This is a genomic window from Bradyrhizobium algeriense, assembly GCF_003062295.1.
In the GTDB taxonomy this organism is placed as follows: domain Bacteria; phylum Pseudomonadota; class Alphaproteobacteria; order Rhizobiales; family Xanthobacteraceae; genus Bradyrhizobium; species Bradyrhizobium algeriense.
Map to the genome: position 1 here is coordinate 93,485 of NZ_PYCN01000023.1, position 16,589 is coordinate 110,073.

Below are 16,589 nucleotides of genomic sequence, written 5' to 3' on the forward strand. Positions count from 1 at the left end.
ACAGACGACCTGTCGGCGTTTCGACTTAATCGTCACATGGGATGTGCTGGTCACCTGGCCGCCGCCCGAGGAAGAAGGAATCATCGTGCCGCGCGTTCTCGTGGTCGATGACGACCCGATGGTCTACGTTGCCATCGAGGTTTGTCTGACCCGCAAGGGTTTCGAGGTCACCGTTGCCGACGGTGGTGAAGCGGGAATGCGCGCACTCGAATCCTCCGATTTCGACGTCATGCTGATCGACGTGTTCATGCCGCATATGCGCGGCTTCGAATCGATCCGGATGTTTCACGAGCGCAGGCCGGACCTGCCGATCGTCGCGATGTCGGGCTACGCCTTCGCCAACACCGAGCGCGCGCCGGATTTCCTGCGGATGACCATCGAGCTCGGCGCGGCATGCTGCCTGCGCAAGCCCTTCACGCCGGATGCGCTGTTGACCTCGCTCAAACAGTGCATCGCCACACCGAAAGTTTCTGCGCGCCACTCGAGATAGTGAAGTAAGCAACTGGCAATGCCCTCGCAGCGTATCATTCTTGGGATTGGCCTCGCCATCCTCCTCGTTATCGGCGCTGCCTCGATCGGTTTGGACCTCAAGTCGCGGTCCGATACCGCTTCCGTCGACCGTGCGCTCGGCATACTCGGCAAAATCTCGGACATGCGCCCGCTGCTGCGCCGGGCCGAAAGCGCGGCGCGCGCCTTCGCAATCAACGGCGATCAGGAATTCGCCAGGGAATATCGCGAGGCCAGCGACGCGATCCTGCCGGCGCTGGCGGCGCTGATCGAGGCCGCCAAGGACAATCCAGTCGAAAAGCAGCTCATCGAAGAGACCAACGCGCTGGTGGAGCGCCAGGTTACGGTCAATGGCGAGCTGATCAGGCGCCGAATCATGGGAGACACCGCCGCGGTCGCGGCGCTTGTCGGCCAGGAAGACCGTGCGGCGACGGCCGTGATCGCCGGGAACCTCGAAAGGACGGTGGCGGAAGAGCGCCGGCTGCTGTTCGCCAGACGCGCCGAATCCGAAACCATCGGCAGGTTCCTGCTGGCGATCGATCTCGCCGGCGTCGCGCTGATTCTGATCCTCGCCACCGTTCTGACGGTGTCGGCCCGCCGCTCGCGCCGGGCACTGCAGGATTCGCTGAGTGCCACCCAGGCCACCAACGAGGCGCTGGAGGCCGCGGTCGCCGAGCGCACCGAGCATCTGGTTGCCGCGCATGACGAACTCAGGCTTTCGGCAGCCGTGCTGCGCAGCACCTTTCACAGCATGGCGGAGGCGGTGCTGGTCATCGACACCAAAGGCGAGGTTTTGCTCTCCAATCCGGCCGCCGAGAAGATGCTGCGCTACCGGCCGGGAATGACGGTGGAACTGCTGCGCTCGCTCAGCACGGTGTTTCATGCCGACGGCGTCACGCCGCTGCTGGTCCACGACATGCCCGCCTCGCGTGCGCTGCGCGGCGAAAGCTTTGACGCCATCGAGATCGTGGTACGCCCCGTCAGCGGCAATCCGCCGGTTCATCTCCTGATCAGCGGGCGGCCGCTGCGCGATGCCGCGGGCGCCATCAGCGGCGCCGCGCTGGTCTATCACGACGCCACCGCCTCGCGCGAAACCGAACACAAGCTGCAGCAAGCGCAGAAGCTCGACGCCATCGGCAAGCTCACCGGCGGCGTCGCGCACGATTTCAACAACATGCTGACGGTGATCACCGGCACCACCGAAACGCTGGTCGCGCGGCTTGCGCGTGAGCCGGAGCTGCAGAAGACGGCCGAACTGATCGACCAGGCGGCGGAACGCTGCAGCGAACTGATCCAGCATCTGCTCGCCTTCGCCCGCCGCCAACCGCTGCAGCCGCGCAATGTCGACATCAACGCCACCGTGCTCGATATCGCCAAACTGCTTCGGCCGACGCTCGGCGAGCAGATCGAGGTGGACTCGATCCTCGAACAGGAAACGGCGATCGCCCATATCGACGCCTCGCAGCTCGCCAATTCCCTGCTCAACATGGCGATCAACGCCCGCGACGCGATGCCGAACGGCGGCAAGCTCTTGCTGGAGACGCGCAACGTCGTGCTCGACGAAGCCTATGCGCAGGCCAATCCGGGCGTGAAACCCGGCCCCTATGTGATGCTCGCGGTCAGCGACAACGGCGCCGGCATGTCGCAGGAAGTGCTGGACAAGGTGTTCGAGCCGTTCTTCACCACCAAGGAGGTCGGCAAGGGCTCGGGCCTTGGCCTGAGCATGGTCTACGGCTTCGTCAAGCAGTCCGGCGGGCACATCCGGATCTACAGCGAGGTCGGCCACGGCACCACGATCAAACTCTATCTGCCGCCGGCCCGCGGCCAGGTCGAGGCGGCCCCCAGCGCGGCGCCACCGCTGCCGCATGGCAACGAAACCATCATGGTGGTGGAAGACGATGCGCTGGTGCGCAATTTCGTCACCACGCAATTGCAGAGCCTCGGCTACCGCACGGTGGGCGCCGCCAACGGACCGGCGGCGCTGAACCTGATCGAAGACGGCCAGGCGTTCGATCTGCTGTTCACCGATGTGATCATGCCCGGCGGCATGTCCGGCCGCGAACTGGCCGAGAAGGTGTTGAAGCTCCGGCCCGGCATCAAGGTGCTCTACACATCAGGCTATACCGACAACGCCATCGTGCATCAGGGCCGCCTCGACCCCGGCGTGCTGCTGCTGACCAAGCCGTATCGGAAGTCCCAGCTGGCGAATATGGTCCGCCGCGCGCTGACGGGGTAAACAGGCGAATGTTTTGAGCGAGCCGATGCTCGATGTGAAGCGGCTCCAGGCGCTCCTTCATATCCGGCCCCGGCTCTCAGAGTTTGCGCGCCCTCCACAGCCAAGCCGCTCGATGAAGACGCGGATCGTTTCAGAGTGTTCGGTCGGTTTTTTGCTATATGAATTGTATTCAAGCCCGTTCAGATCGGACGGAACCCGAACGTCACCTTTGTGAAGGAGGAGAATCCGGCTCCTTCCCAGGCGTCCCCAGAACCAACCGTATTCGATCCAAACGTTCTCGCGGGCTCTAAGGGCTTTTCCTTTCGCGGACCGGCTCGCCAGGCCGCCGAAATCATCCGGCGTTGCGAGAGCGATCGCGCCGTCGGCCTCCCAGGCAAGTTGCTCAAATTTCTCGGGCAATGTCTTGCCATCGCCGAATTGCTCTTTCATCACGATTACGTTGACCTTGAGCTCGTCGGAAAGCCATGACCTCAGTTTTTCCCAATCGTTGCTGCGGCCGTGGATCAGAAGAATTGTCGCGGGCCGCCTCAGCCCGGCTATCGTCTCGGCCCACTGCAGCACGCCCGGTCCCCAGGGCGCGTTCAGAGCGTCCAACGGTTTGGCATCTTGGTCGAACGCCCTGGCGGCTGCGATCAACTGTCGGGAGGCTCCACCAAAGGACCCGATCGGAATTAGCGGCTTCTTGGCCATCATCGCGGCTAGGCCGGCCATGTATGTACCTGCTCCACCGCCGATCGTGATGACGGCGTCAGCGTCTGCGACGGCGAGTACCTTGACGGCTGCCGCCGGCAGCCCAGGTCGATCGATAAAGAGAAAGCGATTCAGGTACTTTTCGCTGAGCTCAGCATAGGCGGCCACTTCTTCGTAGGGTCGAATGACCGTGATACTCCGCACCTCGCGCTCCGTGCGAGGCAGTGCAGCCAACACTCCGTCGACAACATGTTTGTCAGCCGTACTTTCTCGAGAGCTGCCGACGATGACCTCGTGCCCTGCGGCAATGATGGCCTTACCGATCGCGTTGCAGGCTTCCTTGAACTGCTCCTGCTTGCCTGTCGATTTCCAGTTTTCTTTTGAATCGACTATCCAGCTCCCGAATGCGGCGATCTTCATGGGCAGGCTCCTACGGACGTGAATCGCACGTCTCGCGCATTTCATTCAGACGAATTCTCTCTCAATTTTTCTCGTTTCCGAGATGCGGTTGTGGCGCAAAGAGCGACTTCTTCGGCCGATTTGCAGCATACCTTACCACCGTTAACGCTGGCCCAGCAGCTCCCGCTGCATTCGACCCTTTCGGGCGTTTCCTCACTCGGCAATTGAGCGAATGATCCTCGCCGGATTCCCACCGACAAGAGTATTTGGGGGAACGTCCTTGGTGACGACGGAACCCGCTGCAACAACAGAGTTTTCGCCCACAGTCGCACCGCCGATGATCGTTGCGCCGGCTGCGATCCAGACATTTCTCTCAATAGCGATGGGCTTCGCGGTTACGCCGGCGCGCCGCTGAGAAGGTTCAATGGGATGGCCAGACGTGATGATGCTCACGTTCGGTCCGATCATCACATCATCGGCAATGTCCAGCCCGCCAAGGTCATAGAAGGTGCAATTCTGATTTACGAAGCGAGCAGGCTTAAGGCGACAACAACCAACAGAATTGCCGATACCCACGGTTTTTTTGCGTATCCACTAAACTCGCTCTGCCACTTTCCGAGCGTCGTGCGCGCTTCCTCGGGTGACGTCCGCGCCAACGCCATCACCAAGCTGAAAACGGAAACGATAAGACCAGCGATGCCAATGATCCGGATCATTCCTGAAGGTTTGCACAATCCCGCAAACTGAAAAGGGGCTTCTTTCTGCCGGCCCGCTTGTGCGCTCACCGTTATCCCCCTCGCCCTGACAAGGCGGCCAACATGGTCTGCCGCGCGCTGTCGGGGTGACCAAAGCGCAAGCCTCTTCTCTTGCGGCGTCGTCTTATGCCGACTTGATGTATGAATGGATGATACGTTGGACGAAGGGATTCGGGGGAAGAGCCAAGGCTAATGGCCGACGTAACCTACAAGCGCTGCTATTTCGACTGGGGCGGACGCTGCGCCTACTGTGACATTGGACTCCCGCGCATAAAGTGGGACGGCAAGGTCAAGGCCGGCATCGACCACTTCATCCCGCTTTCAAAGGGAGGTCAGAACAGCCGGAGCAACCGTGTGCTATCCTGCTACCCCTGCAATCTCGCCAAAGGCGACACCGACCCGCGCGAGACGAATCAATGGCCGCACGTCCAACGGAGGCTTGCCGAGATCGCCGCGACGCGCCCTCTCAGTCACGGGCAGCTCAAACGGCTCCTGCCCGAACTGGTGAAACAGGTTTACGTCTAGGGCATGATCCGTAGATGTCGCGGCTCCACATCTCTAACCGGCCGTCAGCAACAGAATCAGGGCCGAGCCGAGCGTCACGAGGACAAAGCGGGTCACGATCATGGGACGCAGCCAGACCGGGAAGACGGCGGATGCGGCGTTGATGACGTCCCTGACGTCGACCGCCCGGGCGTCGGGGTCTTGAGACTTCCGAAACTCGGCCTCCACGAACCGGACCGTGAACACCTGGCCGGCGGTGATGAATCCCCCGGCGATGAGAAGGATCGGATGGATGATCCAAGTCGCTATACGGCCGATATAGGGCGCGGTCAGGTTGAGCGTGGCGAGCGTCGCGAGGACTACGCTTATCCCCAAGGGGAGCATCAGCTCTGCAAGGCTCTCTTCGATCCGCACCCGGTGCCGCGAAAGAATCTCAACCGAGAAGCCCTGTCTGGTCACGGCGGTCTCGGCAGCACGCTGGCCAGCGGCGCCGTACCGATAGGCTGCCAGACCGATGACCAGGAACGTGACCGCGGTCGCATATTGAAGGGCGGCGATGACGCCGGGCATTGGGATATTTTCGAGAACTTGCACAGCCTTCAATTCTTAACATGCATGTTCTTGCGCGCCAGCCTATGCTGGCGCGGCGTTCTCGAAGCGCGATCGCGCACTCGTCGCTACGAGCCGGAGCCGCCCGACACGATCTTCTCGTTCAGTTTTTGATCGACGGTCTGCACCGTGCGGTCGATCTCGGCATTGGGCGCGCCAAGCTCATGCGAAATCAGCTTTACCAGGAGGTCGACCCGCTCGATGAAGGGCGCTCCGGCGGCGACCGCACGGGCCGCCGATGACGGCTTGAGCAGGCTTTCGGCTGCCTTGGCATATTTCTCGAACGGCACCTGATCCGCCGGGTCGGCGCCCAGACGTCGCGCGACGCCGTCGACGTGGTCATAGATCGACTGCGAGAGTTTCAGGTCGCCGTGCACGGCGTCGCGGATCGACTGCGGCTCGTGCGGCGTGATGCAGCGGTAATTGCCGGTCAGCAGCATCGACCATTTGGCCAAGGGTACGAACAGCGAGTCGAACACTTTGAGCTTCACCGGAACGTCCCTGCCGTCCAGCGTCACCGCGTCGATATCCGCTTCGAGCTCCCGCAGCATCTTGTTGTGCTGCGCGTCTTCAAAGGCGGCGGCCTTGAAATTTGTCGGCAGGCCGACATGAAGGACGTTCGCCGCCTCTTCCGGCGGACGGAAGGCCTGCGGATCGGGCGAACACAGCGACACCAGCCCCGGCTTAAACCGCTCCCATACCAGCGCATTGGTATAGGCCTCCTCCAGGTCCATATCCGCCAGCGCTGGGATGCGCTTGAGATAGGGCAACGGCGGCATGTTCATGATCGAAAGACAAGGCAGTTTCGCCTCGGCGATCTTGATCATCAGAACGCGGATCGTATGGTTGGTGTATTGCGGCTCCTGCATCGCAAGGCCGACCAGATCGTAGCGCGAAAGGTCGACCTCGGCGGGCGTGGTCGCGTCCAGCTTGCCCGGCAGATCGCGCGAGAAGATCGCACGATGCACCGCCTCGTCGCGCAGCTTGATGCGAACTTCGGTGCCGTCGCGGTTGATGAGGTCGGCCGTCTTCTTCCGGCAAACCAGGGTCACGTTGTGCCCCGCCATCAAAAGCTTTGTCGCCAGCAAGGAGCCATAGGAGGCTCCAAGGATCAAAATGTTGCGCGCCATACTCTCTCTTTCACGGGTGATGCCGGGATTGTCTCTGATGCCCACGCCCCAGGCGGGGCTGAAATTTCGTCCGTGGCATACAACGAATTTATAGGCGCTACAATCACATAGCGGCCTGCCAAGACGGAAATAAAACGGGAGGTATTCCTAGGCCCGCGCCTCCTGCACGACGCCGCCCGGCGAAACAACTTCAGGGCTTGCGCAGATGCCGCAGGCGCCAGCTCGCCAGGCAGGCGATGATCGCCGGTACGACAAAACTTGCCGGCACCCAGAACGCCACTTGCATCATGCTTTCATCCGTTGCCCCGGCTGAGAATCCACTGGCATTTGCAACCAGGCCCGCGAGCGCCGCGCCCAGGGCAAACCCGGTCTGCTGGACGGTGGGGACCGCGGAGGCCGCGACGACCTCATCACCCGTTTTGGCGCCGCTCATGATCCGGTGGGCGACAAAGGGCCAGCATTGGCCGATGCCCATTCCCAGTGCGACGATGGCCGGGATCAAGACCAGCGTCGCCGCAGAGCCTGGCAGCAGCGACGCGATAGCCATCAGGCCGATGCCCATCACCACCGGTCCGGCCAGCATGAGCCGGTCCGGCCATGACCCGGATGCGCCGGCCGTGACGAGGGAAGCGATCGTCCATCCCAGCGAGCCGCTTGCAACCATGAAACCGGCCGCCAGCGGATCCAGTCCGCGCAAGTGCTGCAGGAAGATCGGCACGTATATCTGCAACGGGCTGAAGGTGATGCAAAGCAGCAGCGCCAGCCACAACCCCACGCCGGTTGGCGTATACAATGAAAACGCATCGCTCGGCAGCAGCGGCGCCGCAGCGACACGATCAAGCCGCAGCGTCGCCGCCAGCGCGCCAATCGCAAGGACGATCAGACCGGCTTTGGCCAACGGCCATTCGACGATCGAGGCTGAAGACATCGCGGCGATTGCGAGCCAGATCAATGCGACGCGTCCGGCCGGCAGGCTTGCTGCGGGCGTCCGGCGTTCCGACGTGCCCGGCGGCAGGATGACATAGGCGCTGACCGCCAATATGCCGGCGACGATCGCGGTCGCGACGAACGCGCCGCGCCAATTGCCGAAGCGGGCGAACATTCCCCCGACCAGCGGCCCCAGCAAGACGGACATGCTCCAGCTGGTCGACATCAATGCAATCGTCCGTGACCAGACGGCTTCCGGGAAAGTCGCTCGCACCGCGACATAGGCTGCGGCCGCCTCCAGGCCACCGCCGAATCCCTGTACCAAGCGGCCGACGACGATCCAGCCCATTGTTGGCGCGAGCGAGCAAAGCAGCGCTCCGAGACCGAATGTCGCTACCCCGGCGCAGTAGGCTGCGCGGGGACCGACCGCAGCCGCGAGCATGCCGGCACAGCTTGCCGCGACAATGGATGACGCAAGAAATGCGGTTGTCGGCCAACTCAACATGGTGACGCCGCCCAGTTCACCGACGATGGACGGCAGCACGGTCGTCAGCATCAGAACATTCATCGATTGAAGCAGCACGCCGCCCAGCAGGATCCCGAGCGTCGGTATCCACTCCCATCTGAGCAGCGATCGCCATCCCTCGCGCCCCGGGTCCTGCTGCATGCCTGTTGCTTCCATTCCAGGACTCACACGCCGGGATTGCCTGCCGGCTACGACCTTGTCGCCAGTACTACACCGGCCAGCGTGAACACCAGCGCCACGATCTGCGTCAGCCCTAACGGCTCGCCGAGCGCGACCGCGGATGCGACGACGCCGATCACGGGCACCGCCATGGTGCCGATCGCCGCGACCGACGCCTTCAATCGCGCCAGCGCGGCAAACCAGCTCACATAGGCGATGCAGAACTGGATCACGGTCGAATAGACCAAAAGCCACCAGCCGAGCTGTGTCACATCATCGATATGCGTGGTCTCGACGGCGAGACCGATGATGACGATCGGCAAACATCCCAGCCCGATCTGCCAGGCGGCGGCCGGGATCGGCGGCAGCGGCACCGGCAGTTTTTTCGCCAGCACCGTGCCGAGCGCGAACCCGAACGCGCCGCCGAGCGCCATCACCATGCCCGGCAGTTTTTCGGCCGTGGCAGCAATGCCGTTGCCGCCCATGATTGCAGCGAGCCCCGCGAACGCCATCACCAGCGCCACCGTGCGCAGGACGGTCGGCCGCTCGCCGAGCACCGGCCAGGCCAGCAGCGAGGCCCATACCGGCATGGTGTAGGCGATCAGCGCGGTTTCGCTGGCCGGCAGCCACAACAGCGCCAACCCCATCAGCACCATCCAGCCGGTGACGTTGAGCAGCGCCGCCAGCATCAGCCGCGGCCATAGATGCCGCTCGACCTTCAGGCTCTGGGAGCGCGCCAGCGCCAGCACGGCCAGCAGTGCCGCGCCGATCACGCCGGTCGAGCCGCGCAACGTCAGCGGCGGCAACTCGCTCAGGAGATACTTCGTGACGGGCCAATTAAAACCCCAGCCCACCGAGGTGATGGCGAGGAACATCAGCCCTGCGGGCGCGATCCGCGCCGGCGCGGTGGGTTTTGATTCTGTCATGGAGCCCGGCAAAGGGTGGAATCGGCCCTCACCTTGCCGCTTATCGGCGGCCGCGACCACGGGTGCGCGGACATGTCAGACCTCCCTGTCCGTAGCCCTACGTGAGTCTCATCAACGCAATCCCGAACGGCGAAAAAATACCTGCCCTGTGAACAGCGGGGCGAAGCGGATTTCCACACGTCGCAACAAATTTTTTGTCTTGGGAATCCTTCAGGACTCACTGATACTTGGCACCATCACAGGCGCGGGAGCACCCCCTGTTATCCCTCACTTTCCACCATATTTAGTATTTGATTCAGGAACTCGTACTAGTCCTTGACGGGCGCGACGGGTTTGGCCTAGCCTTCTTCCTGGACGGCGCGAGTTAAGTTTTGGTCCCGCCGGTCGCTCCCAAATGGGTTCCGAAACGAGCACTCCGTCGGCCGGTCGAGGCACGGGCAGAGGGCTTGTCTGCCTTGAAACGGGGCGATCGGCGCACCGAATAACGAGCTGAATGGCTCAGGTGACGCGTTGCGGAGTTGAGTTGGAAGGGGTTGGCCTCGCCGGCAGGCGGGACGAACCCTTGGGGTGGCGAAGACAGAAACAGGGCCGGGTCCACCGGTCGAACTGGCGGATCTCAGGCCCAAGGTTGTCTTCAACCTTGGAGCGGGAGGTTCGCTCACTGACAACATCCGGCAACCGCAAAAAGCGGACCGGGCAAGACGGGGCACGACCTATGCGAATCGAACGACGCAACACCACTTCCGGCCAGTCACCCTATGCAGGGATTGATTTCAGGCTGACGACATCGGAGATCCGCAACCCCGACGGTTCGATCGTGTTCCGGCTGGAAAATGTCGAAGTGCCCCAGTTCTGGTCGCAGGTCGCCTCCGACGTCCTCGCCCAGAAGTACTTTCGCAAGGCCGGCGTCGCCGCGCGCCTGAAGAAGGTCGAGGAAGAGACCGTGCCGTCCTGGCTGTGGCGCTCGGTGCCCGACACCGAGGCGCTCGCCCTCCTCCCCGAATCCGAGCGATTTGTCAGCGAGCTCAGCGCAAAGCAGGTGTTCGACCGCCTCGCCGGCTGCTGGACCTATTGGGGCTGGAAGGGCAAGTATTTCTCCACGGAAGAAGACGCGCAAGCGTTCTTCGACGAGCTGCGTTTCATGCTGGCCAAGCAGATGGTCGCGCCGAACTCGCCGCAGTGGTTCAACACCGGCTTGCACTGGGCCTACGGCGTCGATGGCCCCGGCCAGGGCCACTACTATGTCGATCCGTTCACGGGGAAACTCACAAAATCGAAGTCGGCTTACGAACATCCGCAGCCGCACGCCTGCTTCATCCAGGGCGTGGGTGACGACCTCGTCAACGAGGGCGGCATCATGGACCTCTGGGTGCGTGAGGCGCGCCTGTTCAAATACGGCTCCGGCACCGGCTCCAATTTCTCGCGCCTGCGCGGCGAAGGAGAAAAGCTTTCCGGCGGCGGCCGCTCGTCCGGCCTGATGAGTTTTCTGAAGATCGGCGACCGCGCCGCCGGCGCGATCAAGAGCGGCGGCACCACGCGTCGCGCGGCCAAGATGGTCGTGGTCGACGCCGATCACCCCGATATCGAGACCTATATCGACTGGAAGGTGAAGGAGGAGCAGAAGGTCGCGGCGCTGGTCACCGGCTCCAAGATCAACCAGAAGCACCTGAAAGCCGTGCTGAAGGCCTGCGTGAACTGCGAAGGAAGCGGCGACGACTGCTTCGATCCCGAAAAGAACCCTGCCCTGCGCCGCGAGATCAAGCTCGCGCGCCGCGCGCTGGTGTCCGACAACGTCATCAAGCGCGTCATCCAATTTGCAAAACAAGGCTACAAGGAGATCGACTTCCCGACCTACGACACCGACTGGGATTCGGAAGCCTACCTCACGGTCTCCGGCCAGAACTCCAACAACTCGGTCTCGCTGAAGGACGATTTCCTCCGCGCCGTCGAGACCGATGGTGACTGGAACCTGATCGGCCGCACCAACAAGAAAATTACAAAAACTCTCAAGGCCCGCGAGCTCTGGGAGAAAATCGGTCACGCCGCCTGGGCCTCGGCCGATCCCGGCCTGCACTTCAACACCACCATGAACGACTGGCACACCTGCAAGTCGTCCGGCGACATCCGCGCGTCGAATCCGTGTTCGGAATACATGTTCCTGGACGACACGGCGTGTAACCTCGCCTCCGCCAACCTCATCACCTTCTATTCGACCACCACAAAACGGTTCGACGTCGAATCCTACGAGCACCTCTGCCGGCTCTGGACCATCGTGCTCGAAATCTCCGTGATGATGGCGCAGTTCCCCTCGAAGGCGATCGCCGAACTCTCCTACGAGTTCCGCACGCTGGGCCTCGGCTTTGCCAACATCGGCGGCCTGCTGATGACCATGGGGCTGCCTTACGACTCGAAGGAAGGCCGTTCGCTGTGCGGCGCGCTGACCGCGATCATGACCGGTGTCGCGTATGCGACCTCGGCCGAGATGGCCAAGGAATTGGGCCCCTTCCCCGGCTACAAGAAGAACACCCAGCACATGCTGCGCGTGATCCGCAACCATCGCCGCGCGGCGCATGGCGAGAGCCGCGGCTATGAGGCGCTGGCGGTCAACCCTGTGCCGCTCGATCACGCCTCCTGCCCGCAGGCTGATGTGATCACCCACGCCAAGGCGGCCTGGGACAAGGCGCTCGAGCTCGGCGAGCTCAACGGCTACCGCAACGCGCAGACCACGGTGGTGGCGCCGACCGGCACCATCGGCCTCGTGATGGATTGCGACACCACCGGCATCGAGCCTGACTTTGCGCTGGTGAAGTTCAAGAAGCTCGCCGGCGGCGGCTACTGGAAGATCATCAACCAGGCGGTGCCGGTGGCGCTGCGGACGCTCGGCTACAGCGAGGCCGATATCGCGGAGATCGAGGCCTACGCCGTCGGCCACGGCTCGCTCTCCAATTCGCCCGGCATCAATGTTTCCACACTGAAGGCCAAAGGCTTCACCGACGAAGCCCTGGCGAAAGTGGAAAAGGCCCTGCCGACCGCGTTCGACATCAAGTTCGCCTTCAACAAGTGGACCTTTGGCGAGGACTTTTTGCGCGAGACGCTGAACATCGCACCGGAAGCGATCGCAGCCCCCGGCTTCGACCTGCTCTCCGCGATCGGCTTCAGCAAGCGCGAGATCGAGGCCGCCAACGTGCACATCTGCGGCGCGATGACGGTGGAGGGAGCTCCCCACCTCAAGGCGGAACATTATGCGGTGTTCGACTGCGCCAACCCCTGCGGCAAGATCGGCAAGCGTTATCTGTCGGTCGAGAGCCACATCCGCATGATGGCGGCGTCGCAGCCGTTCATCTCGGGTGCGATCTCGAAGACCATCAACATGCCGAACGACGCCACGGTGGAGGATTGCAAGTCGGCGTATCTGCTGTCCTGGAAGCTCGCGCTGAAGGCCAACGCGCTCTACCGCGACGGCTCGAAGCTGAGCCAGCCCTTGAACTCGCAGCTCATCAGCGATGATGACGACGAGGACGATGCGGCCGAGGCGTATTACGACAAGCCGATGGCCGCGCGTGCCGCGCAAGTGTCGGAAAAGATCGTCGAGAAACTCGTCGAGCGCATCGTGGTGATGCGCGAGCGCGAGAAGATGCCGGATCGCCGCAAGGGTTACACCCAGAAGGCGGTGGTTGGCGGCCACAAGGTGTACTTGCGAACCGGCGAGTATGATGACGGCCGTCTCGGCGAGATCTTCATCGACATGCACAAGGAAGGCGCGGCGCTCCGCTCCTTCATCAACAACTTTGCCATCGCGGTTTCGCTCGGCCTGCAATACGGCGTGCCGCTGGAAGAGTATGTCGATGCCTTCACCTTCACCCGCTTCGAGCCGGCGGGCCCCGTACAGGGCAACGATTCGATCAAGTACGCGACCTCGATCCTCGACTATGTGTTCCGCGAACTCGCGGTCAGCTACATGTCGCGCTTCGATCTCGCGCACGTCGATCCCTCTGAGTCCAACTTCGACGCGATGGGCAAAGGCGTCGAGGAAGGCAAGGAGCCGTCCGACAGCCACCAGGCCACCAAATATCTGTCCAAGGGCCTGACCCGCTCGCGCACGGATAATCTGGTCGTCATGCGCGGCGTCGATGCCGATGCCCGCGGCTCCCACAACGTCACCGCCATCGCCTCGCACGGCCCCAGCGGGCGCGCCTCCGACGCCCATGAAGGCGCGGTCGCGCTAAAGCAGGAAACCCAGCACGACCTGTCGCCGACGGAAAAGCTGGAAGCCCTGCAATGGAGCAAGTCCGGCAGCACGGCAGTGGCCGTCGCCCCGTCCAAGGCCGAACGCCGGGCGGAGGCGAAGGCCAAGGGCTACGAAGGCGAGATGTGCTCGGAGTGCGGCAACTTCACGCTGGTGCGGAACGGGACCTGCATGAAGTGCGATACGTGTGGGTCTACGACGGGGTGTAGCTGAGCCGCACCTCAGCTCTCATCGGCAGCAGAAGGCCGCTAACGGAGGCGCTATGAAGCGCCGCCGTTCAGCGAAGCCAGGAAGACCGGCCGTGAGGATAGCGCGCTTGGTCGGTAAGACAGTAATGCCCGCAGCGATGTCATATGCGACCTGCCTTTGAGAGGGAAAATGGCGGCCGACAAGGACGATAAACAGGGCGGACCCAAGATTACGGGTCTTGATATTTTCAAGAATGTCGGCGCCGCACTACTAATCGCATTCCTTGTTTACTGGCTGCCGGTTCTGGCTGAACAATTCTATTCACCAGCCGAAATTCGCTACCGGCACGTAACGTTAGGTAACAACTCGGGCTACCTGTTTTCGATTCAGAACTATTCACGACGTCCGATAGATGAGCTCTCGATCTATATCGATGCGCCTAAGGGGCTCGGGTCGGTACTATACGACGGCGCGATTTCGATTGAAACGTCGACCTCCACCCATCCAAGCATGGTCAAATTAAAGACCATCGCTCCTCATAGTGAAGCTACGCTTTTCGTGACCACAGATGCCCCATTCGAAAGCAACCGAGTTCGTGCCAGCTCCAGTTCGACGATAACACTCTTGGAAGATACAAAAATTGTCGCACGGCAACTCTGGAGTCCATCCACATTTTTCAACTCCGCCTTCACTGCATTGTTATATTTGACTTTTGCGCTGACTATGACTGCCCAACGAAAGCAACTGCGGTCCGAATTAGAAACGCTTCACAACGAAGCAAACCGAATTAAAGAAACCGCGGACAAAGGAATAGAAAATCTCAATTGGCGAATGATGAGAACCCGGGTCTACATGCAAAGACGGATCATTCGACTTGAAGAAGAGGTCGAAGTTTGGCGGCGCTTTTTTCGATCGATTTACTCTTCAGTCTTTGGCCATAAAAGTGATGCGGAACCCGCCATCGAACTAATCTTGAAATTGTCGGGCGTACCGATGGTTAAGCGGCTGCGCGAATATTCCGAAGCAGAATTTATAAAAATCTTAGAAGAGAGCGAGCGAGTGAGAGACGACAAGAAGCAAGCGTAACCGGGTGAAGCGTAGGGAAAACCGGGACCGCCCTCGTTAGGGATCGCAATTCAGCTCGCAGGGCGGACTCTCGCAACTCCGTGGGCAGATCGGCGCAATGCGCTCCGCTATTGCGCGCCCCACGCGCTAAACTTGGTTGAGCAAGCGTAGCCCGGATAAATTCGTAGGGCGGATTAGCGCAGCGTAATCCGCCGCTCTCTCGCGATCAGGTCGGTGGGTTACGCTGCGCTAACCCACCCTACTCGCTGCGCTCATCTGGGCTACGCTCGCTACATTGTTTTGAAGGATTAGATATGGTCGACATAATGACAGCGCTCGCGACCGCTGGCCAAGCTATTAAGCTAGCGCAAGAGTTGCGCGGCATCGACAAAGCTATCGATGCGGCCGAGTTCAAGCTGAAGATCGCCAATCTGACCGTAGCGCTTTCCGAGATAAAGCTAGCTCTCGCGGAAGCGAAGGAAGAACTGACGGGTAAGGACGCTGAAATTACAGCTCTCAAGAAGCAATTTCAGCGTTCAGCTGAGACGATCGAAGTAAAGGGATTCAAATACAAGAAGGGTGAGGACGGCAAACCAAAGGGCGCAGCATTTTGTCCGGTGTGCGAGCAGCAACATGGACAATTCTACCACTTGACCCGCCTAATGAGCAAAGACGTTTGCCCGCATTGCAAAGCAGTTTTTGAACGAGTCATGATTTACGGTGAATAGCCCGTAGCAAGCGTAGCCGGATGAGCGAAGCGACATCCGGGACCACACTAACACCGCCCCGGATTTCGCTTCGCTCATCCGGGCTACACTTGCTTTTGATTGTAGGCGAATGAGTTTAAGTTGGGCAACAACATGAGAAACGCCTTGTCCAGACTGTTCAGAGTGATGAAATTTGTCGTGCCCGCCCTCTACATCGCGGGAGCAATGGTTATCTGGCTGGCTTTTTCGAGATCGAACCCCGATGGCCTCGCCAATATTTGGATTGCCATCTACACATTTCCAATGGTCCTGATCGGCACCTTTCTACTGCAAGGCGACTTCCCATTGCGCGTACCGAGCGATCGCGACCGGGCGTTCCGATTGATCACGACCGGCTGTACCGATTGATTGCGACCAGGCGTTCCGATTGATCGCGACCACCCATTCCGGGCGATCGCGACCAGCCTGTGGACGGGTGTGACGGGCGCCGTTGGGTGATCTGCGAATCGGCATGGTTTCGCTCCTTTCCACGAGGAGCGGGGGCAAATGCCAGGACCGAGATTACCTATGCGCAAAATTCGCGACGTGCTGCGGCTGTCCGCCGCCGGCATGTCCAAACGCAAGATCGCTGCCAGCCTGGGGATGAGTGCAACGGCCGCCGGGGAGTGCATCCAGCGGGCACGCCGCGCCGGCCTCACCTGGCCGGTACCGGAAGGCCTGACGGACGAGGCGCTGGAGGCCCGACTCTACCGACCTCCAACGGTCGGCGCAAAGCGTCGACCGCAGCCAGACTGGGCGGCGGTCCACCGTGAGCTTCGCCGGCCAGGGGTGACGCTGCAGCTATTGTGGGAGGAGCATCGCGCGGCCTACCCGGATGGTTACGGGTACAGCCGCTACTGTGAGCTCTATGGCGCCTGGGCGGCGCGGCTGTCGCCGACTATGCGACAGAGCCACGTCGCTGGCGAGCGCATGTTCGTTGATTACGCCGGCACGACGCTTGAGGTGATGGATGGT

14 protein-coding genes and 1 pseudogene are annotated in these 16,589 nt (G+C 61.5%); 8 read left to right on the forward strand and 7 right to left on the reverse strand.

The window, feature by feature from the left end; all coding sequences use genetic code 11:
• Positions 1-85: 85 nt before the first annotated feature.
• Together C7G61_RS31570 and C7G61_RS31575 are read left to right on the forward strand one after the other, a co-directional pair.
• Positions 86-490, forward strand: a complete 405-nt coding sequence (locus C7G61_RS31570; RefSeq protein ID WP_108521306.1) for a response regulator — start codon at positions 86-88, stop codon at positions 488-490.
• A gap of 18 nt (positions 491-508) precedes the next feature.
• Positions 509-2,743, forward strand: a complete 2,235-nt coding sequence (locus C7G61_RS31575) for an ATP-binding protein (protein WP_108521266.1) — start codon at positions 509-511, stop codon at positions 2,741-2,743.
• A 57-nt stretch (positions 2,744-2,800) separates the two neighbouring features.
• Here the strand turns inward: C7G61_RS31575 and C7G61_RS31580 are convergent, their stop codons facing one another.
• From C7G61_RS31580 to C7G61_RS44970, 3 genes are all read right to left on the reverse strand, one after another.
• A complete protein-coding gene (locus C7G61_RS31580) occupies positions 2,801-3,853 on the reverse strand; it encodes a TIR domain-containing protein (protein WP_190242048.1) in 1,053 nt (350 codons plus the stop codon).
• A 192-nt stretch (positions 3,854-4,045) separates the two neighbouring features.
• The gene (locus tag C7G61_RS31585; RefSeq protein WP_244608548.1) at positions 4,046-4,408 is read right to left on the reverse strand and encodes a DapH/DapD/GlmU-related protein; all 363 of its coding nucleotides are present in this window, start codon (positions 4,406-4,408) and stop codon (positions 4,046-4,048) included.
• The gene (locus C7G61_RS44970) at positions 4,354-4,617 is read right to left on the reverse strand and encodes a hypothetical protein (protein ID WP_190242049.1); all 264 of its coding nucleotides are present in this window, start codon (positions 4,615-4,617) and stop codon (positions 4,354-4,356) included. Before C7G61_RS44970 ends, C7G61_RS31585 begins: the two co-directional genes overlap by 55 nt.
• Before the next feature lie 162 nt (positions 4,618-4,779).
• Here C7G61_RS44970 and C7G61_RS31590 point away from each other — a divergent pair, with 162 nt between their 5' ends.
• On the forward strand, positions 4,780-5,112 hold the full coding sequence (locus tag C7G61_RS31590; protein ID WP_108521271.1) for an HNH endonuclease: 333 nt from the start codon (positions 4,780-4,782) through the stop codon (positions 5,110-5,112).
• A 33-nt stretch (positions 5,113-5,145) separates the two neighbouring features.
• On the opposite strand, the gene C7G61_RS31595 is transcribed toward C7G61_RS31590, so the two are convergent.
• From C7G61_RS31595 to C7G61_RS31610, 4 genes are all read right to left on the reverse strand, one after another.
• Positions 5,146-5,661: an arginine repressor gene (locus C7G61_RS31595; protein WP_108521274.1), complete on the reverse strand. Its 516-nt coding sequence runs from the start codon at positions 5,659-5,661 to the stop codon at positions 5,146-5,148.
• Between the two features lie 107 nt (positions 5,662-5,768).
• Positions 5,769-6,830: a ketopantoate reductase family protein gene (locus tag C7G61_RS31600; protein ID WP_108521276.1), complete on the reverse strand. Its 1,062-nt coding sequence runs from the start codon at positions 6,828-6,830 to the stop codon at positions 5,769-5,771.
• A 190-nt stretch (positions 6,831-7,020) separates the two neighbouring features.
• The gene (locus C7G61_RS31605; RefSeq protein WP_108521278.1) at positions 7,021-8,439 is read right to left on the reverse strand and encodes an MFS transporter; all 1,419 of its coding nucleotides are present in this window, start codon (positions 8,437-8,439) and stop codon (positions 7,021-7,023) included.
• 32 nt (positions 8,440-8,471) lie between these two features.
• Positions 8,472-9,368: a DMT family transporter gene (locus tag C7G61_RS31610; RefSeq protein ID WP_108521280.1), complete on the reverse strand. Its 897-nt coding sequence runs from the start codon at positions 9,366-9,368 to the stop codon at positions 8,472-8,474.
• 715 nt (positions 9,369-10,083) lie between these two features.
• Between C7G61_RS31610 and C7G61_RS31615 the strand changes: the two genes are divergently transcribed.
• From C7G61_RS31615 to C7G61_RS31635, 5 genes and pseudogenes are all read left to right on the forward strand, one after another.
• Positions 10,084-13,827, forward strand: coding sequence for a vitamin B12-dependent ribonucleotide reductase (locus C7G61_RS31615; protein ID WP_108521283.1), 3,744 nt, complete (start codon positions 10,084-10,086; stop codon positions 13,825-13,827).
• 165 nt (positions 13,828-13,992) lie between these two features.
• Complete coding sequence (locus C7G61_RS31620; protein WP_108521285.1) at positions 13,993-14,889, forward strand: hypothetical protein; 897 nt, start codon at positions 13,993-13,995, stop codon at positions 14,887-14,889.
• A 293-nt stretch (positions 14,890-15,182) separates the two neighbouring features.
• The gene (locus tag C7G61_RS31625) at positions 15,183-15,596 is read left to right on the forward strand and encodes a hypothetical protein (protein WP_108521287.1); all 414 of its coding nucleotides are present in this window, start codon (positions 15,183-15,185) and stop codon (positions 15,594-15,596) included.
• 144 nt (positions 15,597-15,740) lie between these two features.
• A complete protein-coding gene (locus tag C7G61_RS31630) occupies positions 15,741-15,983 on the forward strand; it encodes a hypothetical protein (protein WP_145963714.1) in 243 nt (80 codons plus the stop codon).
• A gap of 138 nt (positions 15,984-16,121) precedes the next feature.
• Positions 16,122-16,589: pseudogene (locus tag C7G61_RS31635) on the forward strand (IS21 family transposase); the annotation flags it as partial.